Here is a 22,184-nt window from a genome sequence, read left to right on the forward strand (position 1 = left end):
GGTTCAGGAGGTGGTGAGGGATTCGGCGAAGTGGCAGGCGGATTGGTGGGTGGCGACTACGCGGAGGGCTGGGGTTTCGGTGCGGCAGCGGTCTTCGGCCAGCCAGCAGCGGGGGTTGAAGCGGCAGCCGGACGGGGGATCGAGCGGTGACGGCGGTTCGCCGGAGAGTTTGCGCCGGCGGGTCAGCGTGCCACGGGCGCTGCGGTCGGGTGACGGGACCGCCGACAGCAGCGCCTGTGTGTACGGGTTGGTGGGCGAATCGTAGATCGCGGCGGTGGGGCCGAGCTCGGCGATTCGCCCGAGGTACATGACCGCGACGCGATCGGCCAGGTGGCGTACGACGGACAGGTCGTGCGCGATGAAGACGACCGTGACGTCGAGCCGTTCGCGCAGGTCGGCAAGGAGGTTGATCACCTGGGCCTGCACCGAGACGTCCAGCGCGGAGACCGGTTCGTCGGCGATCAGGACGGCCGGGTCGAGCGCGAGCGCGCGGGCGATACCGATCCGCTGCCGCTGCCCGCCGGAGAACTGATGCGGGAAGCGGTTCATCAGATCGGGTGCCAGTCCAACCAGTTCCAGTAGCGAGCCGACCTTGTCGCGGCGGGACGCGCGGGTGCCGGCTCCGTTCGCTGCCAGTGGTTCGGCCACGATGTCCAGTACGGTCATCCGCGGATCGAGGGACGCGTACGGGTCCTGGAAGATCATCTGCACGCCGTCGCGCAGCAGCTTGCGTTCGCGCCGGCCGCCGGCGGTCACGTCGCGACCGCGGTAGGACAGTGTCCCGCTGTCGGGGCGTTCGAGGCCGACCAGCATCCGGGCGAGGGTCGACTTGCCGCAGCCGGATTCGCCGACGACCCCGACGATCTCGCCGCGGTGCAGCGTCAAGCTCACGTTGTCGACGGCGGAGACCCGTCCGCGGCGCAGCGCCGAGCCGACCGCGTACGTACGGACCAGGTTGTCCGCCTCCAGTACGACCTCACCCACGGCAGCACGTGGCCGCAGGATCTCAGACTTGCTCACCGAGCAGCACCTCCGACTGGTGGCAGGCGACCCCGCGGCCGCCGATGGACAGAAGCTCCGGCCGTACCGTCGAGCATTGATCGACGACGCGATGGCACCGCGGATGAAACGCGCACCCACTCGGTACGCGGGCAGGGTGCGGTGGCGAACCAGGGATGGTGAACAGGTCGCCACCGTGCTGATCCAGTCGCGGAACGGATCGCAGCAGGGCCTCGGTGTACGGGTGCGAGGGATGCGCCAGGACGACGTCCGCGTCGCCGGTCTCGACCACGCGACCGGCGTACATGACCGTGAGCTGGTCCGCGACCTCGCTGACGACGGCGAGATCGTGGGTGATCAGCAGCACGCCCATGTCCAGCTGTGAACGCAGATCGGCGAGCAGATCCAGGATCTGCGCCTGGACGGTGACGTCGAGCGCGGTGGTCGGTTCGTCGGCGATCAGCAGTTCGGGTTCGAGCGCGATCGCCATCGCGATCAGGATGCGCTGCCGCATCCCGCCGGAGAACTGATGCGGATAGTCGGCCAGCCGCTGCACCGGCGCCGGGATTCCAACCAGCCCGAGCAACTCGGCGGCGCGGTTGCGCGCGGCCTGCCGCGATGCGCCTTGGTGTACGCGGAACAGCTCGCCGACCTGATCGCCGATCGTGAGCACCGGGTTCAACGCGGACAGCGCGTCCTGCAGTACCAGGCTCATCCGTCGGCCGCGCAGGGTCCGCGGGTCGACGGTCAGCAGGTCCGTGCCGGCCAGGTTGATCTCGTCGGCGGTCACCGTCGCGGCGCTGCCGCTGAGGCCCATCACGGCGCGTGCGGTGACGGATTTGCCGGAGCCGGATTCGCCCAGCAGCGCGACCAGGCGGCCGCGCGGTACGTCCAGGTCGACGTGCCGGACGGCGTCCACCTGGGCGCCGTCGATCCGGAACGAGACCGACAGGCCGCGTACCCGCAGAGCGTCGGGAGATGCGTTCACAAGCTCCATCCTCACCACACTGTGTTGCCGATAAGTTTCACAGAGATTGCCGAGATGCCGAGTTTTGAAGCAACCGTTGACATCGGCGCCGGATAGTGATGAAACTCTGAGGCATCTCACCGGGCACGTCAACCGGTGCCGCCGAAAAATCCGCGCAGACAGGAGGCCCAGCGTGCTGGAGCCCGCTCCCCGCTACACCGGGTACACCGCCTACGACTACCTCGAGGCAGGTAAGGACTACCCAGAGTTCAGGTACGCCCAGCAACTCGGCCGCGTCCCGGCGTACCAGGGCCTCGATCTCTCCACCGAACAGGAAGAACGAACCCGCCGCCTGCTTGCCGAGGAAACGGTCATCTCGCTGCACGAACACGTGCAGGTCTTCCCCGAGGACATGACCGACCTGCGCGAGCACATCCGTCGCGGCCGGGAACCAACCGGGTACGAAGGGCTGTCGCGCTCCGGCCTGACCGCCGTCTTCGACAACGGGATGGACGGCACCTGCTGCATCAGCTCCGACGCGGGCTGGAAGTACCAGGACGTGCTGTTCGATCTGGGCGTCCGGATGGCCGACCTGGCGCACCAGGACTTCGTGCTGAAGGCCGAGTCGATCAAGGACATCGAGTACGCCGCCGAGACCGGCCGGGTCGCGCACATCTTCGCGCTCGAAGCCGCCACCCCGATCGAGAACGAGATCGACCGGCTGGACGTGCTGTACGGCTTCGGCGTCCGCCAGATGGGGATCGCCTACTCCGAGGCGAACCTGCTCGGCGGCGGCCTGAAGGAACGCGGCGACGGCGGCCTGACGTACCTGGGTGACCGCGCCGTCGAGCGGATGAACAAGCTCGGGATCGCGATCGACATCTCGCACTCGGGCGACCGGACCGGGCTCGACGTGATCAAGAAGTCGACGCTGCCGGTGTTCATCACGCACGCGGGCTCGCGCACCGTCTGGCCGACGAACCGGATGAAGGACGACGAGACGATCAAGGCCTGTGCCGAGCGTGGTGGCGTGATCGGCATCGAGGCGGCGCCGCACACGACGCTGTCCCGCAAGCACCCGCTGCACTCGCTCGAGTCGGTGATGGACCACTTCACCTTCTGCGTCGACCTGGTCGGCATCGACCACGTCAGTTTCGGCCCGGACACGCTGTTCGGCGACCACGTCGGTCTGCACGACGCGTTCGCGGCGAACCTGTCGCTCGGGCAGGCGCACGGCGGGATCGAGTTCGAGAAGGTCCCGTACGTCGACGGCCTGGAGAACCCGGCCGAAGGCTTCTTCAACATCATCGGCTGGCTGGTCGGCCACGGCTACAGCGACGACGAGATCCGCAAGGTTGTCGGGGGCAACACGCTACGAGTTCTGAAGGAGGTCTGGGTGTGACACCTCGTTCGCGGGTCGCGGCCGCTGTTGCGGCCGCGACCGCAGTGATCGCCGCACTGGCGGCTTGCGCCCCCGAGGCGCCGGGCAGCGGCAGTGACGCAGGGACGGGCGGCCAGGCGGTCGCCGATCCGACTTTGACGATCGCGACCACCACCGACGTGGTCAACTTCAACCCGCTGGTCGGCAACAGCCGCAGCGACTACTGGATCACCAACCTGATGTACCCGCACCTGCTCTCGATCGGCGCGGACGGCCAGAAGGCACCCGAGCTGGCGGAGAAGTGGGGGTACGTCAACAGCACCACCGGCTTCTACGAGCTGAAGCCCGGCATGAAATGGTCCGACGGCAAGCCGCTGACCGCGAAGGACGTCGCGTACACGCTGAACGCGGTGAAGAAGGACGCGCCGGCCGGCACGCTGTACGGCCAGCTGACCAACTTCGCGTCGGCGACCGCGGTCTCCGACACCCGGGTGGAGATCAAGCTGTCCAAGCCGGACGCGTCGCTGATTCCGGAGATCGGGTTCTGGGGCAACGTCGTACCGCAGCACGTGTTCGAACCGGCCGGATCGGTTGCCGCGTTCGCCAACGACGGCAAGAACGGCGGCTGGGTCAGCGCGGGACCGTACGTGCTCAAGAGCGTCCAGCGCGGCCAGAGCTACACGATGGAGCGGGTCGACAACTATCCGCTGGTCCCGGGCGGCAAGCCGAAGGCGGCGAAGGTCGTCTACCGCGTGTACCCGGACGTGAACGCGGAGATCCTCAGCCTGAAGAACGGCGACGTGGACGCGATCGCGAACACGCTGCCGCCGGCGCAGGTGAAGAACCTGAAGAGCACGCCCGGTATCACGGTCGAAGAAGTACCGGGACTCGGGTACGCGCATCTGACCTACAACATGACGAAGCCGGCGCTCGCGAAGAAGGACGTCCGGCTGGCGCTCGCGCAGACCGTTGACTACAACGCGATCCGCAAGGTGGTACTGCAGGACCAGGCGGTGTCGACCGGTTCGAGCCCGATCATGCCGGTGCTGAAAACATTCTACGACGATTCGCTGAAGGAGTACGAGTACAACCCGGACGCGGCCCGCAAGCTGCTGGAGCAGGCCGGGTACGTTGCCGACGGCAACGGGAAGTTCCCGCTGAACTTCCGGATGATCTACTCGTTGCAGGACCCGGTCACCACCCAGTGGGCGAACCTGGTCAAGGACGGCGCGGCCAAGGCCGGGGTGACGGTTCAGTTGCAGGGCCTGGAGCGCAACACGTACCTGGCCAAGACGAACGCTGGTGACTTCGACATCTACGCCGGCAACTTCGCGATCATGGACGACCCGGCCACGAACATGGCGCTGACCTATCTACCGAAGGGCGCGATCAACTACTCGTACGTCGACGATCCGCAGCTGAACGCGCTGATCGAGAAGGCACGGGTGACGTTCGACCAGAAGGAGCAGGTGCCGATCCTTCAGCAGGCGGCGAAGCTGGTTCACGACAACGTGTACGACAACGTGATGTACACGCAGAACCTGTTCGTCGCGCATCGCAGCGAGTGGAGCGGGTTCTCGGTCAAGCCGAGCGAACTGCTCTCCATCGTCAACCCGGTCTCGGTCGCGTCCGCCACCAAGACCGCGAAGTAGGGCGGGAGATCCCCGGATGTCGTTGTTCTCGTTCGTGCTCCGCCGGATCGGCCGGGGCGTACTCACCCTCTGGTTCGCGGTGACGGTGACGTTCCTGATGCTCCGGTTGCTGCCGGGCGACCCCGCGCTCGCGATCGCGAGTACGAACATGACGCCCGAGATCCGGGCCCGGCTGCTGAACCAGTACGGCCTCGACCAGTCGCTGCCGGTGCAGTACGTGAAATACCTCGGCCGGCTGGTGCAGGGCAATCTCGGCATCTCCTTCAGCCAGAACATCAGCGTGACGGACTCGCTGATGGAGATGCTGCCCTGGACGTTGCTGCTGGTCGGGGTGTCGTTGCTGGTGACGATCCTGCTCGGTATCCCGCTCGGGGTCGTGGCCGCGTCCCGCGCCGGGGGAGTCGTGGATCGGGTCGTGCAGGTGGTTGCCGTCACGGGTCAGTCGTTGTTCGTACCGAGCGTCGGCATCCTGCTGTTGTACGTCTTCGGCCTGCGACTCGGGTTGTTTCCGATCGGTGGCGCGTACACGGACGGTACGTACGGCGGCGCCTGGTACTTGTCGGTGTTCACGCATCTCGTCCTGCCGGCCGTGTCGCTGGTGCTGGTCCAGCTGGGGGCGTACGTGCTGACCGTACGCTCCACGTTGATCGAATCGCTCGGTGAGGACTATGTGGTGCTCGCCCGCGCGAACGGTCTGCCGTACCGGCGGGTGCTGTGGAAACACGCGCTCCGGAACGCATTGTTGCCGACCACAACGTTGATCGGTCTGCAGATCTGCCTGTACCTGGTCGGCGGGGTGATCCTGATCGAAACCGTGTACGCGTACCCGGGGATCGGGCGCGGGATCTACGACGCGGTGGTCCGGCTCGACTTCCCGCTGCTGCAGGGCGCGTTCCTGCTGCTGGCCGCGGTGGTCGTCGTGGTCAACATGATCACCGACATCGTCTACGGGCTCCTCGACCCGCGCGTGAAAGCAGGTTCCTGATGACCACGTCGTCCACCAGCGAACCGTCGGCCGGCAAATCGTCGATCGGCGAGGCGTCCGCCGCACCGTCCGCCGCGGCGGACGGCGTGCGGGATACCGCGCGGGATGCTGAGGTGGTGGCAGTCGCGCCGGCGCCGCGCGCCTCGCGGCTCACTTGGCGGCGGTTCCGGCGTGAGCCGCTCGGCATCGCGGCACTCGCGGTCCTGATCCTGCTGGTCCTGGTCGCGGCCGCCGCGCCGCTCCTGGCCCGCTACCCCTCCGGCTACGGCGAAGCCGTCCTCTCCCCACCATCCGGCGCGCACTGGTTCGGCACCGACAGCCTCGGCCTGGACGTCTTCGCCGAAGTGGTCTGGGGTGCACGGCAAAGCCTGCTGGTAGCCGCCTCCGCCTCACTGATCGCGATCGTCCTCGGCACACTGCTAGCCGTACTCGGCGCGTACTTCCGCACCCTGGACACCGTGATCAGCGTGATCGTCGACCTCACCCTGTCGTTGCCGGTGCTCCCGTTGATGATCCTCGTCGCGGCCCTCGCCGGACCGAGCACCCTGACCATCATCCTGGTGATCGCGGCGTTCTCCTGGCCGGAAGTGACCCGCGTGGTCCGGTCCCAGGCACTCGCGATCGTCCGCCTCCCGTACGTGGACGCGGCCCGGCTGATGACCAGTTCACCGTTCTGGATCATCCGCCGGCACGTGATCCCGGCCGTCGTACCGCTGATCCTGGTGTCGGTGGTGCTGACCTCGTCGCGCGCCGTCCTGTCCGCGGCCGGGCTCGCCTTCCTCGGCCTCGGCGATCCGAACACCTGGTCCTGGGGCCGGATTCTGTACGAGGCGCAGCAGGCCGGCGCGATGTCGACCGCCTGGTGGCTGCCGCTGTTCCCGTCACTGGCGATCTTCCTGCTCGTCCTCGCGTCGACCTTGCTCTCGACGGCGTACAACGACGCCCGCAACCCCCGGAGGAACGGATGACCTTCCCGCAACGTCTCGACCGCGCGTTCTACGCCGGCCTGCAAGAGCGGGTGCGTACGCGCGTCGCCGCCGCCGGTCTGGACGCGGTTCTCACGGACGACCCGGAGGACGTCGCGTACCTGACCGGGTTCTTCCATCACCCGTGCGAGCGGCCGGTCGCGGTCTGGCTGGACGCCGACGGCCGATGCGTACTACTGCTGCCGGAGCTGGAACGCGAACACGCCGAATCGCAGGACGCCGCGGCGGAGCTCGTCGACTATCCGGAATACCCCGGTACGACGCCGCCGTTCGAGCTGCTCGCGCGGGCGATCGGCCCGGCGCATCGCCGTACCGGACACACCACCTCGATTTCGTACGCCCGCCTGAGCGCCGCCTCGGCCGCGTTGTCCAGTGCGGATTTCGTACCGACGGATCTCGTCACGGTCGCCCGGTACGTGAAGGAGCCGGAAGAGATCGCGCTGCATCAAGAGGCAGCGCGGATCACGGACGTGATGCTGACCCGGGGCGTGGAGCTGGTCGCGGACGCGGTGCGCAACGGCGGTGAACTTCCCAGCGAGGCCGAGCTCGCCGCGTACGTGACCCGCGTCGGCACCGGCACGATGTACGCCGAGCACTCCGGGGTTGTCGTGGTCTCGCCGCTCGCGGGCGGACTCGTGTACGCCGGCGCGAACTCGTCGTACCCGCACGGCCTGCCGTCGGGGTATCGGCTGCGACCCGGTGACACCTTCATGCTCTCGCTCGGCTGCGCGGTCGGCGGCCGATTCGTCGAAGGCGAGCGGACTTTCGTACTCGGCGAACCCACCGACGAGCAGCGGCGGTATCACGAGACGATCCGGCTGGCCCAGGAGCTCGGTGGGCAGGCGATCAAGCCGGGCGTGGAATGCCGGGACGCCAACGAAGCCTGTCTGGCGGTCATCCGGGATGCCGGACTCGGCGAGTACTTGCGCCATCGGCAAGGTCATGGGATCGGGCTGGGTATGCACGAACCGCCTTGGCTGGAGTCGGGCGATTCGACCGTGCTGGAGCCCGGAATGATCGTTTCGAACGAGCCGGGGATCTACGTTCCGGAGCATGCCGGGTACCGGATCTCGGACTCGATGCTGGTGACTCCTGACGGCGCGCGACCGCTTACCTCGTACCCGAGAAGTCTTGACGTCTGTGTCATTCCCTGCTGAAGGAGCCTTTTGATGAACGACGTGTCACCCGAGTTCGCCGCCGCCACCTCCGCGGCGGCGATGGTCGAGATCAACGGGAACCGGCTGGCGGTGGAGGTGCTCGGTCCCGAGGGCGCGCCGGTGCTGATCGCGCATCACGGCGCGCCGGGCCTCGGCTCCCGGGCCGAACCGCGGGCCAGCTTCGGCCGACTGGCCGACACGTACCGGGTGATCGTTTTCGACGCCCGCGGCTCCGGCCAGAGCGAGGGGAACGGGACGTTCAGCCACGAGCAGTGGGCCGCCGACATCGACGGTCTGCGGGAGTGGGCCGGCGCCGAACAGATCATCATGGCCGGTGGATCGTACGGCGGTTTCATGGCGATGGAGTACGCGATCCGCTATCCCGATCGCGTCCGCGCTCTCGTACTGCGGGACACCTCGCCGGACAACTCGAACGAGGAAATGGCACTGGCGAACGCGCTGGCGAACGCCCGGGTGGAGATCGACCGGGAGAAGCTGGACCGCATCTTCGCCGGCACCGTCCACGACGACGCGGACCTGCGGGACTGCTGGCGCGAGATCCTGCCGCTGTACGACTACGTGTACGACCCGGCGGCGGTCGAAGCGCGGGTCGAGGCCACGCCGTACCGGTACGAGGCGCACAACTACGCGTTCTCGGTGAACATGCCCAACTACGATCTCAAGGCCCAACTGCCCGGCGTGATCGCGCCGACCCTGATCACCGTCGGCCGGACGGACTGGATCACGCCGGTGGCATGCAGTGAGCAGATCGCTAGTCTGATCCCCGACTCCCGGCTGGTGGTGTTCGAGAAGTCCGGGCACTCACCGCAGATCGAGGAGGCGGAGGCATGGACGGCAGCGGTACGGCGATTCCTGACGGAGGTTTGTCCCGTTCGATGAGGGCTCTTGACGATCTCGACCGGCGGATCATCCTTGAATTGCAGGCCGACGGCCGGGCCAGCTGGACCTCGATCGCGGCGGTCTGCGGCACGTCCGTACCGACCGTGGCGCGCCGGGCGCAGCAGCTGATCGCGGACAACCTGCTCAAGGTCGCGGTGCTGTCCAGCCTGGGCAGTACCGGGCCGGTCGAGACCTTCTTCACCCGGATCGGCTGCCGGCCGGGCTCCCAGCTGGACGTCGCCGCCGAGCTGGTGGCCAGGCCGGACGTGCGGTGGGCGTCGATGATCACCGGGACGTACGACATCGGCATCGAGCTGGTGGTGAACTCGGGGCCGACGCGCTATCCGCGGACCATGCTGGAGCTGCAACAGATCAACGGCGTCGAACGCTGGTACAGCGACCTGCTCCTGCACGTCTACAAGGTGTCGCACGACTGGTACAAGCAGGTGCTCGACGGCAAGGACCTGGAGCCGCCGGAGGTACCGCTCTGCTCGCCGGACCATTTCGACAAGGTCGATCTGGCGATTCTCGAACGGCTCCGCGAGGACGGGCGGGCCGGCTTCCAGACGATCGCCGACCAGCTGGACCTGAACGAAAGCACGGTCCGGCGCCGGTTCGAACGGATGATCAACGACGGCTGCGCGGCCGTCTTCACGATCGTGCCCGCGCCCGCGCTCGGCCTGGAAGCCGAAACGCTGATGTGGGTCACCGTCGAGCCGGCGAAGCTCAGCGCGGTCGCCGCCACGCTCACCCGGCACCGCTCGGTCCGGTACCTGGGCGCCACGCTCGACGGCAACGCGCTGCTCTGCGAGGTGATCGCCGAGTCGACCGGGAGTCTGTTCGAGTTCACCACCGAGACACTGGCCCGGATGGACGGCGTGATCGGCTGGAACGCGTCGGTCGAGCTGCTGTCGCTGAAACGCGGGTTCGTCGAAACGCCGTGGTGGCGCGACCAGCTCGCCGAACACCGGCCGGCGCGATGAAGGCGATCGTCATCGAGCGGAAGCTGGAGCTGGCCGAGATCGAGGTGGCGACACCGGAGCCGCTGCCCGGACACGTGCGGTTGCGGATGGCGTACGGCGGGATTTGTGGGTCGGACCTGCATTATTACCAGGACGGGGCGATCGGCGCGTACGTGCTGCGGGAGCCGTTGGTTCCGGGGCATGAGTTGTCCGGCACGGTCGATCTCGATCCGGCGGGGGAGTTGGAACCCGGTACGCCGGTGACCATTCACCCGGCCACATTCGGTACGCCTGAGGTGGGGATCGAGGATCGGCCGCATCTCTGGCCTGATGGTGCGTACCTGGGCAGTGCGTCGACCTGGCCGCATACGCAGGGCGGGATGAGTGAGTACCTGGTCGTGGCCAAGGGCATGGTGCGTACGCTGCCCGAGTCGTTGCCGCTCCGCCGGGCCGCGCTGGCCGAACCGCTGGCGGTTGGACTGCATGCGCTCGAGATCGCCGGGGGAGTACCGGGCAAGCGCGTACTGGTCTCCGGCTCGGGTGCGATCGGCCTGCTGACCGCCGCGGCGGCGCTGGCCGCGGGCGCGGCCGAGGTGGTCACGACCGATGTCCTTCCCGGTCCGTTGCGGCGCGCCCGCGAGCTCGGCGTTCACGGGACGATCCAGGTGGGTACGGACGAGCTGCCGTCGATGGCGTACGACGTGGTCTTCGAGTGCACCGCGGTCCCGGCGGCGATCAGTACTGCACTGGATGCAGTCCGGCGCGGTGGAATCGTCGTCCAGGTCGGCATCCCGCCGAACGAGCCGCGCGCGGTGAATCTCGCGCCGTTGATCGCCCGAGAACTGCAACTGCGCGGCACGCTGCGCTTCAACAACGAGCTCGACCAGGCGATCCGGCTGCTCGATCAGGACGCCCGATTCGAGGCCGTCATCACTCATGAATACCCGGCGGAGCGGTCCGTCGAGGCGTTTCGTACCGCCGCCGATTCCGATGCCTCCGGCAAGGTTTTGCTCGCCCTTTGGCACTGAATTCACTGAATGTGCGCAATTGATGTCGTACTGTGATGAGGTGTCTGTACTTCACGGGGCACATCGACAAAGGAGGCGGTCGTGGAATCATCCACTCCTGCGGCTCGGATCGGTGCGGAGTTCCTGGGTACTTTTTGGCTCGTTTTCGGCGGTTGCGGCGCCGCCGTCCTGGCTGGTGTCGTGCTCACCCCGGACAAGGTTCCGGTCGGCGTCGGCTACCTCGGCGTGGCGCTGGCCTTCGGCCTGACCGTGCTGGTGATGGCGTTCGCGGTCGGGCACGTGTCCGGCGGTCACTTCAACCCGGCGGTCACGATCGGGCTGGCGGTGGCGAAGCGGATCGAGTGGAAATGGGTGCCGACATACATCGTCACGCAGGTCGTCGCCGCCACCGCGGCCGGCGCGGTGCTGCTCGCGATCGCCAGCGGTAAGGACGGTTTCAGCGCGTCCGCCAGTGGGTTCGCCACCAACGGGTACGGCGATCGGTCGCCCGGTGGGTACTCGCTGCTGGCGTGTGCGATCGTCGAGGTCGTCCTGACGGCGTTCTTCTTGTACGTGATCCTCGGTGCTACCGACGATCGGGCGCCGAAGGGGTTCGCGCCGATCGCGATCGGGCTTGCGCTGACGGGTATCCACCTGGTCGGTATTCCGGTCACCAACACCTCGGTGAATCCGGCCCGGTCGCTCGGTGTCGCGTGGTTCGCGGGCAGCAGCGCGCTCGGCCAGGTCTGGCTGTTCATCGTCGCCCCGATCGTCGGCGCGGCGATCGCGGGCGTGAGTTACGCGGTCATCACCAACGCCCGCGGCGTCGAAATCGACGAGGGCGTCGCCAACAACGTCTAGCTGTAGCCACGCACGGTGGTGCGGGCACTGCCTCGCGCTCAGAAGGCGGTGGCGGTTTGTACTGCCTGCAGCAGAGCGGCGAGATCAGGGGACTGTTCCCATTCGGCGGCCGAGTAGCGCCAGACATGGATCGTGCCCCGAGACTCCGGGCGGCCGTGGGCGATCTCCACGATCCGCTGACCCTTGCGGTTGGGGCCGGTGGTGCGTACGTGCATGTGCCGCACGTGGAACCGGATCGCGTTCCCGTGGCCGAAGATCTCAAGGACTCGGCCGTCGAACACGTAGAAGTCCCTGCCGACGGTGGCCGTCATCTCGCCGCTCATGCGGCGTAAGGGTACCGTCGGCGCCATGTAGCTGCATTACCGCTCAGTTGTTATTGATGGAAAATTGCAATCGTACTGATTGGATTTCGTTGTTGATCTGGTGGCATCATCGGGCGGTGCTGAAGGGTGGGAGTGGTCGTCAGTGGGCGATGGCGGCCGTGGTTCTGGTCGCCCTCGGGGTGTTGTTGCCGTTCGGCTGGGATCACACCGGCGCGGACCTGAAGGTCTACCGGGTCGGTGGTTTGGCGCTGCTGCAAGATCCGCTGCACCTTTACGACGTACACCCGGTCGGGATTTCGCTGCCGTTCACCTATCCGGTCTTCGCCGCGGTAGTGATGATTCCGGCCGCGCTGTTGCCGTGGGCAGTCACGTACGGGGCGTCGATCGCGGTGTCCCTGGTCGCGTTGGCGATGATTTGGGCGATCGGCCTGCGTTCGTTCCCGGTACGGCCCAAGTTTGCCGTCCTGCTCGCGCTCTTCGCCGCGTCCATTCTGCTCGAGCCGGTGCGCGAAACCTTGTCGTACGGGCAGATCAATCTGATCCTGTGCGCGCTGATTCTGTACGACGCGCTGGATCTCAAGCACCGCGGTCGCGGCATCGGGATCGGAATCGCGGCCGGAATCAAACTGACGCCACTGGTGTTCCTCGGTTTTCTGCTGGTCACCAAGCAGTACAAAATGTTCGCGCGGGCATCGGCCGCGTTCGCCGGAACGGTCGCGCTCGGATTCCTGATCACGCCGGACACGTCCTGGCGGTACTGGACCAGTCTGATCACCGACACGGGCAGGATCGGCGCGCTCGCGTACACCGGAAATCAGTCCTGGAACGGTTTCCTGGTCCGGCTCACCGGTGACCCGGCCGGCGGCGGCCCGATCTGGCTCGCCGTCGCCGTCCTGACCGGCCTCGCGGGCCTGTACCTGGCACGTACGCTCTGGCTGGCCGGTCAACGGCTCGCGGCGGTTTCCGTCACCGGGCTGATCAGTCTGCTCTGCTCACCTGTTTCGTGGAGCCACCATTGGGTCTGGATGCTGCCGATGGGCATCGCGCTCGTCTCCGCCGTGCACGGCCGCCGGCGGGTGATCGTGGGTGCCGCCTGGTACGCCGCGTTCGCGCTCGCCCCGATTTGGTGGCCGCCGTACAGCGGCGATCACGAGTACGACTGGAACTTCTGGCAGCAGATTCCGGGCAACAGCTACATCTGGCTCGGCCTCGGCGCCGCGGTGTTCCTCTGGTTCGGCGTACGCCGCGACCGGCTCGCGAACGCCGAGGTGCCGAAGACCATTTCCGGTACCGGACGTGGTGACGGCAGGCGCGCGTCGAATCACAGCTTGTACACCGAGTAACCTTGCTCTTTGGCATCCGGACCTGCGGATTGCCTGCGGATTGCCATGAGTACGGGGGATGGATGCTGATTGCACGGCGGTACCGGCTGGGCGTGTCCTTGGGACGCGGCGGCATGGGAGAGGTCTACCGCGCCACGGACGAACTGCTCGGCCGTGAAGTCGCGGTCAAACTCATGCTCAAGTCCGGCGCGGACACCGCCGCGGCCGAACGGTTCCAGCGCGAGGCCCGTGCCGCCGCCCGGCTGAGCGACCAGCACATCGTCGGCGTGTACGACTTCGGCCAGGAGAACGACAAGTTCTACCTGGTGATGGAACTGGTCGAAGGCCGCTCGGTCGCCACCGAGCTGACCGAGGACGGCCCGCTGCCCTGGGCGCGCGCGATCGAGATCGTCCAGCAAGCCGCTGCCGGGCTCGCCGTGGCGCACGCGGAGAACGTCGTCCACCGCGACATCAAGCCCAGCAACCTGATGGTCAGCGCGGACGGCCGGGTCAAGGTCGCGGACTTCGGCATCGCGCAAATACAAGGCGCCGAAACCAACGACCTGACGGTCACCGGCCAGATCCTCGGCACCCCGCACTACCTGTCGCCCGAGCGCGCCAGGGGCCTGCAGGCCGGGCCGGAGTCAGACGTGTACGCGCTGGGCTGCGTCCTTTACCAGCTGGTCGCCGGCCGCCCACCGTTCACCGGCGACCACCCGACGGCGGTGCTCTACCAGCACGTGGACGCCACGCCCGTCCCACCCAGCCAGCTCCGCCCCGAGCTGGCGGGCCCGTTCGAGCCCATCCTTCTCCAGATGCTCGCCAAGTCCCCCGAAGCCCGCCCCACCGCCGCCAAGCTGGCCACCCTCTCCCCATCGGCCGGCTCGTTCCCCACCCCAACCGCCAACACCCCAATCGCCGCGGCCTCCGACCCAACCCGCCCCGACACAGCCGCCGCAACAACAGCCGCCGGCGCTGCAGGCGTAGCGGGTGCGGTCGCCGCAGGCGCAGGCGCGAGCGCCGCCGCGTACACGGCTGCGGGTGCAGGTGCCGCAGGTACAGGTGCAGGTGCTACGGGCACAGGTGGTGCAGGTGCACGTACGGGTGCCGCGGGCGCTGGTGCTGGTGCTGGTGCCGACGGTCGCGCCGGCGCTGCGGCCGGAAAGCCGAGTGCGGGAGCGACCCTCGCCCGCCGCGCGAAGAAGCCGCTTCTCGTCGCCGCCCTGGCCGTGCTGGTGCTTGCAGGTTCGGTCGTAGCGGGAATCGCCCTGCGCAAGTCCGACGACCTCCCGGCAACCGGCGACGTCGGCCAAACCCCCAGCACCACCGTCGACACGCCGACCCCCCAGCCATCCGCCGACCCAACCCGCACCACCCGAACCACAGACCCCACCCGCACGACCGAGACCACTCCCACCACCGCCCCGACAAAGCCAAGCACCACCCCCTCCACTACGCCGACGACAACCCCCACCACCTCACCCTCCACCACCCCAACCACCGCCCCCACGAAACCAACCGAGACCCCCACCCCAACCCCCACACCCACCCCCACTCAAACCCCATCCACAACACCCCCCAGCACCCCCAAAACCCCATCACCCCCCGACACCCCGCCACCAACAAAGACCCCAACCCCCTAACCCCCACCCCCGCCATTTAGGTGGTTAACCTCCACGGTTGCCCGGCGGGGTCCAGTGGTCGAAGCAACGCCTGATGGAAGGTGTTGTGTATGCCGATGAGGTATCCGTACGGAGTGCGGGATGAGTTTTTCGCGCTGGTGGGTGGTGGGTGGTCGGTGCAGTCAGCGGCGTCGGCGGTCGGCGTGTCGTGGGATACGGGTTCGTTGTGGTGGCGAACATCGGGGCTTGTGGAGCCATCGTTGCGGCAGAACAGAGCTGGTGGGTTGCCGGGCAGCGTGCCAGCAGCAGTCCCGGGTGGGGTCGCGGGGACGCGAGCTCGGCGGCCGTTGACCAGTGAGGACCGGGCGGTGATCGCTGTGCTGTTACGGCAGGGGTTGTCGTATGCCGGGATCGGTGAGGCGATCGGGCGGGACAAGTCGGTGATCTGGCGTGAGGTGGCCCGCAATCGCGGCCGGGACGGGTCCTATTGGGCGCCGGTGGCTCACCGTGCCGCTCATGAGCGGCGGCGCCGGCCCAAGGAGTTCAAGCTGGCCGCCGATCCGGGGCTGTGCGCCCGGATCACCGGCTGGATGGACACCGGCTGGTCCCCGGGCCTGATCGCGGCAGTACTGCGCCGTGATCACCCCGGCGACAGCGCGCAGGAGAGGATGGCTCGTGTGTCGCACGAAACCATCTACCAAGCGCTGTATGTGCAGACCCGCGGCCAGCTGCGACAAGACCTGCACCGGCAGTTGAGCCTGCGCCGCACGGCCCGCAAACCCCGCGGCGGCGACCATCGCCAGGCCCGAAACCCGTACCGGGAAGCGTTCACGATCAGTCAACGCCCCGCCGAGGCCACCGACCGTGCCGTGCCCGGACATTGGGAAGGCGACCTGATCATCGGCACCGGCAACCGCTCCGCGGTCGGCACACTGGTCGAGCGCACCACCCGGTTCACCATCTTGCTGCACCTGCCCGGCCAGCACGACGCCGACACCGTGGCCGAGACCATGATCACCCAGATGCGCACCCTGCCCGACCACCTGCGCCGCTCCCTGACCTGGGACCGCGGACGCGAACTAGCCGCCTACCGGCGCATCCAGCTCGATCTGAACATGCCTGTCTACTTCTGCGACCCCCACTCCCCCTGGCAACGCGGCACCAACGAGAACACCAACCGGCTCCTGCGGTTCTGGCTCACCAAAGGCACAGACCTGTCCACCCACACCGCCGCCAGCCTCGACCAGATCGCCACCACCCTCAACCAACGACCCCGCCCTACACTCAACCTCAAAACCCCAGCCCAAGCACTGGCCGAACTACTCGTTGCTTAGACCACTGGACCCCGCCCCCCTTCACCCCACGCAGGCGGGGGACGAAGGGGCAAACTGCGTGGTTAACCGGTCTCTTGGCTCGCAGTCTCCTCCACCGAATACGGAAAGACGGCGACACTCCGCGATCTTGTGGCTACAGGACGTGGATGAGATCGGTGGGAGACTGCCGAGTAGGGCGTCTTCGGCGGTCTGGGTCTAGTGGCGCCCGGGGAGCGGTGAAGTGATGGGTTTCGCCTACACGCTCGGCGCGGTACCGCTGGTGGCGGACGCGGATATTCATGCGCCGTGGAGCGGGCACGACACCCGGGTGCTGGTGGTCGCGGTGATCGGGATCGGGATCATCGTCGCGCTGATCGTGGCGCTGAAGATCCACGCGTTCCTGGCGCTGACGATCGGCTCGCTGTTCGTCGGGCCGGCGTCCGGGATCGCGGCCGGTGACATCACCAAGTCGTACGAGAACGGCGTCGGCAGCGTACTCGGGTATGTCGGTGTACTGATTGCTCTCGGCGCGATGATCGGGAAACTGCTCGCGGACTCCGGCGGTGCGGATCAGGTCGTGGACACGCTGCTGCGCGGCAAGGCCGGTGCGCTGCCGTGGAAGATGGCGCTGATCGCCTTCATCATCGGCATCCCGATGTTCTTCGAGATCGGGCTGGTGCTGCTGATCCCGGTCGTCGTGCTTGCCGTCCGGCGGACCGGCGCCCGGGCGATGCTGCTCGGCATCCCGGCCCTCGCGGGCCTGTCGGTACTGCATGGATTCGTCCCGCCGCACCCCGGCCCGCTGGCCGCGATCGGCGTACTGAACGGCAACGTCGGCATCACGCTCGCGCTCGGTCTGCTGGTGGCGATCCCGACCGTGGTCGTGGCCGGTCCGCTGTTCGGCCGGCTGGCCGCGAAGTGGGTGACGATCGGGGCGTCGGGTGCCGCGCTGCAGGTCAGCGGCGGCGCCGAGCAGGAATCCGATCACGAAACCGATTCCGATCAGCCGAAGCGCACCCGTACGCCGAGCTTCACCATGACTCTGGTCACCGTCCTCAGCCCGGTGGTGCTGATGCTGATCAAGGCCGCGTCGGATGTGTGGATGAGCAAGCACGCCGCGCTGTACCCGGTGCTGCAGTTCATCGGTGATCCGGTGGTCGCGCTGCTGCTCGCCGTGCTGCTCGCGATGTACACGTTCGGTACGGCGGTCGGCTTCGGCATTCCCGTCCTGAGCAAGAAGATCGGCGCCAGCCTGTTGCCGATCGCGGGCGTGATGATGATCGTCGGCGCGGGCGGTGGTTTCAAACAGGTACTGGTCGACGGCGGGACCGGTACCGCGATCGCGAAGATCGCCATCGCGGCCAATCTGTCCGCGCTGCTGCTCGGCTGGATCGTGGCCGTACTGATCCGGCTGGCGACCGGTTCGGCGACGGTCGCGACGGTGACGGCGGCGGGGATCGTCGCGCCGCTCGCGGGTGGTGAGAGCGCTACCCACCTGGCGCTGGTAGTGCTGGCGATCGGTGCCGGTTCGTTGTTCTTCTCCCATGTCAACGATGCCGGGTTCTGGCTGGTCAAGGAGTACTTCGGGATGACCGTTGGCGAGACCATCAAAACCTGGTCGGTGATGGAAACCGTCATCTCGGTGATGGGTCTGGGGATGACGTTGCTGTTGTCCACCTTCCTCTGATCGGGTCTGGTCCGGGCTGTAATCTCGGGTCATGGCGAGCGCGTTGGTTGAGCCACTGCTGGACCACCTGGTGCTGGCCACGCGCGATCTGGAGCAGACCGTTTCGGACTTCACCGCGGCGACCGGAATCCGGCCGGTCGAGGGCGGCCGGCACGAGCAGTTCGGGACACGGAACTATCTCGTCGCGCTCGGCCCGCTGGCGTACCTGGAGATCGCCGGACCGGACGCGGACAACCCGATGCCGGCCGCGAAGCTCCCGTTCGGGATGGGCGCGGTGCGCGGCTCCCGGTTGCTGACGTGGTCGGTCCGGCCGCCTTCGCTCGAGGCCGCCGTCCGGGCCGCCGCGGCCGAGGGCGTGGACCTCGGCCCGATCCGTACGGTCGGTCGAGTCACGCCCGCCGGAAAAGCCCTGAAGTGGCGGATCGCGGCGGCCGAACCGGCACCGTACGACGGCCTGGTGCCGTTCCTGCTCGACTGGGGAACGACGCGCCATCCAGCGGAATCGGGCCTCCCGACGGTCGAGCTACTGGACTTCCGCGCGACGCACCCGCGGCCGGCCGAGGTCGCCGGCGTCCTGGCGGCGCTCGGCATCAGCCTGCTGATCGAGCCGGGCAAGACGACCCTCGAAGCGACGGTCGCCGGCCCGGCCGGCACCTACTTGATGCGCTGAAAGCTTCAATCAGGGTGTACTGAGGTGCAGCACGGCGTCGGCGCCCGCGACCGTCGCCTGATCGAGCGGGAAGTAGCCCTGCTCCGGGGTGAGGTCGGTCCGCGTCGTTCCGGCGGTTACCTCGTCGGCGCGGACGAGACCCGGGCGGAGCATGCTCTCGTACGTTCCGGCCGGCGGCTCCGCCAGACCGAGCGCGCCGCTGGCACCGAGACTGCCGGCGATGAACGTGTACCCCGGGCCGAGCAGGGCGCTGACGATCGACCCGGCGCAGGACCAGCTGAGCTCCATTTCCGCGAGTCGCCAGGTGCTCGGATTCCTTTGCAGGTGGCGGTTGTGGGCGAAGAGCAGGGTCGGCGCGGCAGTGCTGATGTCGAGCAGGTTCTCGGCCATCAGTGCATCGCGAACCCCGAGCATCCGCGACGTACGCGTGGCCTGATCGAGCTGCTCGGCGGACTGCCGGTGGTAGCGCAGCAGGCCCACGGCCGCGGTGAGGTTGGTGCGGGCGCGCGTCCAAGCGGTGCGCGACGTGACCGCGACCAGCTCGGGAGCGCGGGCGAGGAGCTGGACGTGCAGATCGTCGGCGTACGCGCGGAGTACCTGAGCGTCCGCTGTCATACCAGGAGAAGCAGCCGGATCGAGGATTGCCTCGGTCCGGCTCCAGCGGTCGTCGGCGCCCGCGGCGGAGGCCAGGTCGAGCTCGACGCCGAGATAGTCACGGACGTGTTCGAGGTACGCGAGCGGGCTGGGCGCGCTCATCATCTCGGTCGGCGTGTCGAACCCGTGGAACGCCAGCCGCGCGTCCTCGGGCCGGTCCTGGTTGTGGTCGTGCATCCAGGCGACGAGCTGCCGGTTCGGTTCGAGCTCGCCGAGGCCGTGCGAGAAGCCGGTGCTGAGCGCGGTGTCGAGCGTACCCACGCCGTACCGGACGTAGTCGTCGACGGCCATCGCCCGGACCCGATCGGTCTCCAGGGTGATCGAGCCGAAACCGTCCCCGGCCAGCTCGCCGAACAACTTGTTGCGTACGGCACCGAATTCGGGCTCCTGGTGAGTCGGCTCGCCGACTCCGAACACCCGCGTCGCCGAATTCCGGAACTCGTCAATTGATCGCGTCATACGCATCAACCGTATCGTTGAACTGCCTGTTGATGCTTTTGAACGACGGCTTCCCGCGGCGGGTGACTGGGCGGGCTCAGCCGCCGGCCGGGTCGATGCGGTAGCCGAGGCCGCGGACGGTTTCGATCGCGTGCCGCTCGTACGGGGCGTCCAGTTTCAGCCGCAGGTAGCGGATGTACACCTCGACCACGTTCGGGTCGCCGTCGAAGGCGGGGTCCCAGACGTTCTCCAGGATCTCGCCCTTGCTGACGGTCTCGCCGCGGTGCCGCATCAGGTACGCGAGCAGGCCGTACTCGCGCCGGGTCAGCGTGACTTCCTTGCCGGCGCGTTCGACCCGGCGGCGGACCGGGTCGAGGATCAGGTCACCGGCGCTCATCACGACCGGGCGTTCGGGGGCGCCGCGCCGGATCAGCGCGTGCAGGCGGGCCACCAGGATCAGGAAGCTGAACGGTTTGGTCAGGTAGTCGTCGGCGCCGAGGTCGAAGGCGTCGGTCTGGTCGTACTCGCCGTCCTTCGCGGTCAGCATCAGTACCGGTGTCCAGACTCCGCGTTCGCGGATCTGTTCGAGCACCTTGTAGCCGTTGAGTTTCGGCAACATGATGTCGAGCACGATGACGTCGTACGCGTGTTCGGTCGCGGCCCAGACCGCGTCCTCGCCGTTGTGCACCACCTCGACCACGAAGCCGTCCTCGGTCAGACCGTGCCGGACGGTCTCGGCCAGGGGGACCTCGTCCTCCACCATCAGTACCCGCATGATTTCAGTGTCGGCGCAGTTCGCTGAGAGCAACCTGAGTATGCCGAGATCGACAAAAGACTGTAATCCGGGCGGTTCTCAGCGCAGCGGGAGCGTGACCGTCGCGAGGGTACCGGCGCCGCCGTCGGGCGCGCTCAGGGTGACCGTACCGTGGTGCGCCTTGATGATTTCCTGCACGATCGACAGCCCCAAACCGGAGCCGCCACTCGACCTGGCCCGGCTCGCGTCCAGCCGGACGAACCGTTCGAACACCCGCTGCTGCTCGCCTTCGGGGATCCCGTCGCCGTCGTCCTCGACCAGCAGCACCGCGGTCCCGTCCTGCCACGCGGTGCTCAACCGGACCGTACTGTGCGCCGCGAGCACCGCATTCTCCGTGAGGTTCCGGATCACCTGACTCAGCCGCAGCGGATCGCCGAGCACGCGCACCGGGTGTACGTCGGTGAGTACGGCGATCGCGCTGTGATTACGTTCGCGCAGCCGCAGTACCTCGGTGTCGACCAGATCGTCCAGGTCCACCTCGGCCCGCTGCATCGGCAGGGCGGCGTCATCGGCCTTGGCCAGCAGCAACATGTTCTCGACCAGCCGCCGCATCCGCTCGGCCTCACCGGTCATCAGTTGATGCAGATCCTGCCAGGACTGACCTTGAGCGGCCGGCTGGATCACGTCGAGTCCCGCGGCGACGGTCGCGAGTGGTGATCGCAGTTCGTGACTCGCGTCGGCAACGAACCGGCGCTGATTCGCCTGCCCGGTCTGCAGTCTGTCGAGCATTTCGTTCATCGTCGTGGCCAGCCGGGCGATCTCGTCGTCGGTCCGTGGCACCGGCACCCGTTCGGTCAGGTCGCTGGACTCGATGCCCTGTACCCGTTGCCGAATCCGTTCGACCGGCCGCAGCGCCTGCCCGGCAAGCAGCCAACTCGCGACGCCGACGATCAGTAGCAGGACCGGAAAGCCGAGAGTCAGGTACTGCGTCACCGTCGAGACCGTCGAACGCTGCGTGCCCACGGACGATGCGACCACGACGACATAGTCCTGCCCGCCGTACGCGACGCCGCGCGCCACGATCAGGTAGTCGTGATCGTCGTCGAACAAGGGCATCTCGCCCACTTCGGCGCGATTGACCGCGCCCGGAAGCGGCCGCAATCCGGTCAGCGCCCGGCTGTCCGCCCGCGCCGACGACGCGGCAACGACATAGCCCGATCGGTCCAGCACCTGAACGATTTGGCTGGTCCGAGTGGTCTTGGCCAGACCGAGTTCGTTCACCCCTTGCGTACTCACCTGGGTGGCGGCGCGGCCGTCCGCGGCGTCGGAGACCGTGGCGATCAAGGCGCGCTGCAACAGTACGAGCAGCACGGCGGCGCCGAGCGCCATCGCGATCGCGACCACCACGACGGCGGCCGCGGTCGATCGGCTCCGTACGCTGGCGCGACGCAACCTCGAGCTCGCTTTACCGGCCAAGTGGAGCACTCCTTAGAGGGTGTGGTCCGGGCCAGTGTCGCGGTCGGTCGCTGAGTGACTCCTGAGAC

Annotated in this window: 20 protein-coding genes; 14 read left to right on the forward strand and 6 right to left on the reverse strand. The window is 67.7% G+C overall.

The window, feature by feature from the left end; all coding sequences use genetic code 11:
* Positions 1-3: 3 nt before the first annotated feature.
* Together HDA44_RS03950 and HDA44_RS03955 are read right to left on the reverse strand one after the other, a co-directional pair.
* Positions 4-1,020: an ABC transporter ATP-binding protein gene (locus HDA44_RS03950; protein ID WP_337905619.1), complete on the reverse strand. Its 1,017-nt coding sequence runs from the start codon at positions 1,018-1,020 to the stop codon at positions 4-6.
* Complete coding sequence (locus tag HDA44_RS03955; RefSeq protein ID WP_202887148.1) at positions 1,007-1,987, reverse strand: oligopeptide/dipeptide ABC transporter ATP-binding protein; 981 nt, start codon at positions 1,985-1,987, stop codon at positions 1,007-1,009. Before HDA44_RS03955 ends, HDA44_RS03950 begins: the two co-directional genes overlap by 14 nt.
* A gap of 172 nt (positions 1,988-2,159) precedes the next feature.
* Here HDA44_RS03955 and HDA44_RS03960 point away from each other — a divergent pair, with 172 nt between their 5' ends.
* The 9 genes from HDA44_RS03960 to aqpZ all read left to right on the forward strand — a co-directional run bounded on the left by HDA44_RS03960 (position 2,160) and on the right by aqpZ (position 11,857).
* Positions 2,160-3,368, forward strand: coding sequence for a dipeptidase (locus tag HDA44_RS03960; RefSeq protein ID WP_184831423.1), 1,209 nt, complete (start codon positions 2,160-2,162; stop codon positions 3,366-3,368).
* Positions 3,365-4,999, forward strand: a complete 1,635-nt coding sequence (locus HDA44_RS03965; RefSeq protein ID WP_184831425.1) for an ABC transporter substrate-binding protein — start codon at positions 3,365-3,367, stop codon at positions 4,997-4,999. Before HDA44_RS03960 ends, HDA44_RS03965 begins: the two co-directional genes overlap by 4 nt.
* A gap of 16 nt (positions 5,000-5,015) precedes the next feature.
* The gene (locus tag HDA44_RS03970; RefSeq protein ID WP_184831426.1) at positions 5,016-5,984 is read left to right on the forward strand and encodes an ABC transporter permease; all 969 of its coding nucleotides are present in this window, start codon (positions 5,016-5,018) and stop codon (positions 5,982-5,984) included.
* Entirely contained in the window at positions 5,984-6,952 is a 969-nt protein-coding gene (locus tag HDA44_RS03975; RefSeq protein ID WP_184831427.1) for an ABC transporter permease, read from the forward strand. Before HDA44_RS03970 ends, HDA44_RS03975 begins: the two co-directional genes overlap by 1 nt.
* The gene (locus HDA44_RS03980; protein ID WP_184831428.1) at positions 6,949-8,127 is read left to right on the forward strand and encodes a M24 family metallopeptidase; all 1,179 of its coding nucleotides are present in this window, start codon (positions 6,949-6,951) and stop codon (positions 8,125-8,127) included. The genes HDA44_RS03975 and HDA44_RS03980 overlap by 4 nt, the downstream gene beginning before the upstream one ends.
* Before the next feature lie 12 nt (positions 8,128-8,139).
* The gene (locus tag HDA44_RS03985) at positions 8,140-9,027 is read left to right on the forward strand and encodes an alpha/beta fold hydrolase (protein WP_202887150.1); all 888 of its coding nucleotides are present in this window, start codon (positions 8,140-8,142) and stop codon (positions 9,025-9,027) included.
* A complete protein-coding gene (locus tag HDA44_RS03990) occupies positions 9,024-10,010 on the forward strand; it encodes an Lrp/AsnC family transcriptional regulator (protein WP_202887153.1) in 987 nt (328 codons plus the stop codon). The genes HDA44_RS03985 and HDA44_RS03990 overlap by 4 nt, the downstream gene beginning before the upstream one ends.
* A complete protein-coding gene (locus HDA44_RS03995; RefSeq protein ID WP_337905620.1) occupies positions 9,971-11,017 on the forward strand; it encodes a zinc-binding dehydrogenase in 1,047 nt (348 codons plus the stop codon). The genes HDA44_RS03990 and HDA44_RS03995 overlap by 40 nt, the downstream gene beginning before the upstream one ends.
* An 81-nt stretch (positions 11,018-11,098) precedes the next feature.
* Positions 11,099-11,857, forward strand: coding sequence for an aquaporin Z (aqpZ, locus tag HDA44_RS04000; protein WP_184831430.1), 759 nt, complete (start codon positions 11,099-11,101; stop codon positions 11,855-11,857).
* 38 nt (positions 11,858-11,895) lie between these two features.
* Here the strand turns inward: aqpZ and HDA44_RS04005 are convergent, their stop codons facing one another.
* On the reverse strand, positions 11,896-12,180 hold the full coding sequence (locus HDA44_RS04005) for a hypothetical protein (RefSeq protein ID WP_184831432.1): 285 nt from the start codon (positions 12,178-12,180) through the stop codon (positions 11,896-11,898).
* A 116-nt stretch (positions 12,181-12,296) separates the two neighbouring features.
* On the opposite strand from HDA44_RS04005, the gene HDA44_RS04010 reads away from it, so the two are divergent.
* From HDA44_RS04010 to HDA44_RS04030, 5 genes are all read left to right on the forward strand, one after another.
* A complete protein-coding gene (locus tag HDA44_RS04010) occupies positions 12,297-13,523 on the forward strand; it encodes a glycosyltransferase 87 family protein (protein WP_337905621.1) in 1,227 nt (408 codons plus the stop codon).
* Between the two features lie 62 nt (positions 13,524-13,585).
* Positions 13,586-15,145, forward strand: a complete 1,560-nt coding sequence (locus HDA44_RS36940) for a serine/threonine-protein kinase (RefSeq protein ID WP_238352356.1) — start codon at positions 13,586-13,588, stop codon at positions 15,143-15,145.
* Between the two features lie 89 nt (positions 15,146-15,234).
* Complete coding sequence (locus tag HDA44_RS04020) at positions 15,235-16,458, forward strand: IS30 family transposase (protein WP_184830367.1); 1,224 nt, start codon at positions 15,235-15,237, stop codon at positions 16,456-16,458.
* A gap of 223 nt (positions 16,459-16,681) precedes the next feature.
* Entirely contained in the window at positions 16,682-18,124 is a 1,443-nt protein-coding gene (locus HDA44_RS04025; RefSeq protein ID WP_184831436.1) for a GntT/GntP/DsdX family permease, read from the forward strand.
* Positions 18,125-18,155: 31 nt separating this feature from the next.
* Positions 18,156-18,794 carry a VOC family protein gene (locus HDA44_RS04030; protein WP_184831438.1) on the forward strand — a complete coding sequence of 213 codons (639 nt, stop codon included), beginning with the start codon at positions 18,156-18,158 and terminating at the stop codon, positions 18,792-18,794.
* Positions 18,795-18,803: 9 nt separating this feature from the next.
* Here the strand turns inward: HDA44_RS04030 and HDA44_RS04035 are convergent, their stop codons facing one another.
* The 3 genes from HDA44_RS04035 to HDA44_RS04045 all read right to left on the reverse strand — a co-directional run bounded on the left by HDA44_RS04035 (position 18,804) and on the right by HDA44_RS04045 (position 22,092).
* Positions 18,804-19,907: an erythromycin esterase family protein gene (locus HDA44_RS04035; protein ID WP_184831440.1), complete on the reverse strand. Its 1,104-nt coding sequence runs from the start codon at positions 19,905-19,907 to the stop codon at positions 18,804-18,806.
* Positions 19,908-19,983: 76 nt separating this feature from the next.
* On the reverse strand, positions 19,984-20,661 hold the full coding sequence (locus HDA44_RS04040) for a response regulator transcription factor (RefSeq protein ID WP_184831441.1): 678 nt from the start codon (positions 20,659-20,661) through the stop codon (positions 19,984-19,986).
* 78 nt (positions 20,662-20,739) lie between these two features.
* Positions 20,740-22,092, reverse strand: coding sequence for a sensor histidine kinase (locus tag HDA44_RS04045; protein ID WP_184831442.1), 1,353 nt, complete (start codon positions 22,090-22,092; stop codon positions 20,740-20,742).
* Positions 22,093-22,184: the final 92 nt, after the last annotated feature.

It is taken from the genome of Kribbella solani (genome assembly GCF_014205295.1).
Lineage (GTDB): Bacteria > Actinomycetota > Actinomycetes > Propionibacteriales > Kribbellaceae > Kribbella > Kribbella solani.

Coding starts and splice junctions, on each gene's coding strand:
- HDA44_RS04005 (WP_184831432.1), bottom strand. CDS start 12,180: ATGAGCGGCGAGATGACGGCCACCGTCGGCAGGGACTTCTACGTGTTC.
- HDA44_RS03990 (WP_202887153.1), top strand. CDS start 9,024: ATGAGGGCTCTTGACGATCTCGACCGGCGGATCATCCTTGAATTGCAG.
- HDA44_RS03985 (WP_202887150.1), top strand. CDS start 8,140: ATGAACGACGTGTCACCCGAGTTCGCCGCCGCCACCTCCGCGGCGGCG.
- HDA44_RS04040 (WP_184831441.1), bottom strand. CDS start 20,661: ATGCGGGTACTGATGGTGGAGGACGAGGTCCCCCTGGCCGAGACCGTC.
- HDA44_RS04020 (WP_184830367.1), top strand. CDS start 15,235: ATGCCGATGAGGTATCCGTACGGAGTGCGGGATGAGTTTTTCGCGCTG.
- HDA44_RS03970 (WP_184831426.1), top strand. CDS start 5,016: ATGTCGTTGTTCTCGTTCGTGCTCCGCCGGATCGGCCGGGGCGTACTC.
- HDA44_RS36940 (WP_238352356.1), top strand. CDS start 13,586: ATGCTGATTGCACGGCGGTACCGGCTGGGCGTGTCCTTGGGACGCGGC.
- HDA44_RS03980 (WP_184831428.1), top strand. CDS start 6,949: ATGACCTTCCCGCAACGTCTCGACCGCGCGTTCTACGCCGGCCTGCAA.
- HDA44_RS04035 (WP_184831440.1), bottom strand. CDS start 19,907: ATGACGCGATCAATTGACGAGTTCCGGAATTCGGCGACGCGGGTGTTC.
- HDA44_RS04030 (WP_184831438.1), top strand. CDS start 18,156: ATGGCGAGCGCGTTGGTTGAGCCACTGCTGGACCACCTGGTGCTGGCC.
- HDA44_RS04025 (WP_184831436.1), top strand. CDS start 16,682: ATGGGTTTCGCCTACACGCTCGGCGCGGTACCGCTGGTGGCGGACGCG.
- HDA44_RS03975 (WP_184831427.1), top strand. CDS start 5,984: ATGACCACGTCGTCCACCAGCGAACCGTCGGCCGGCAAATCGTCGATC.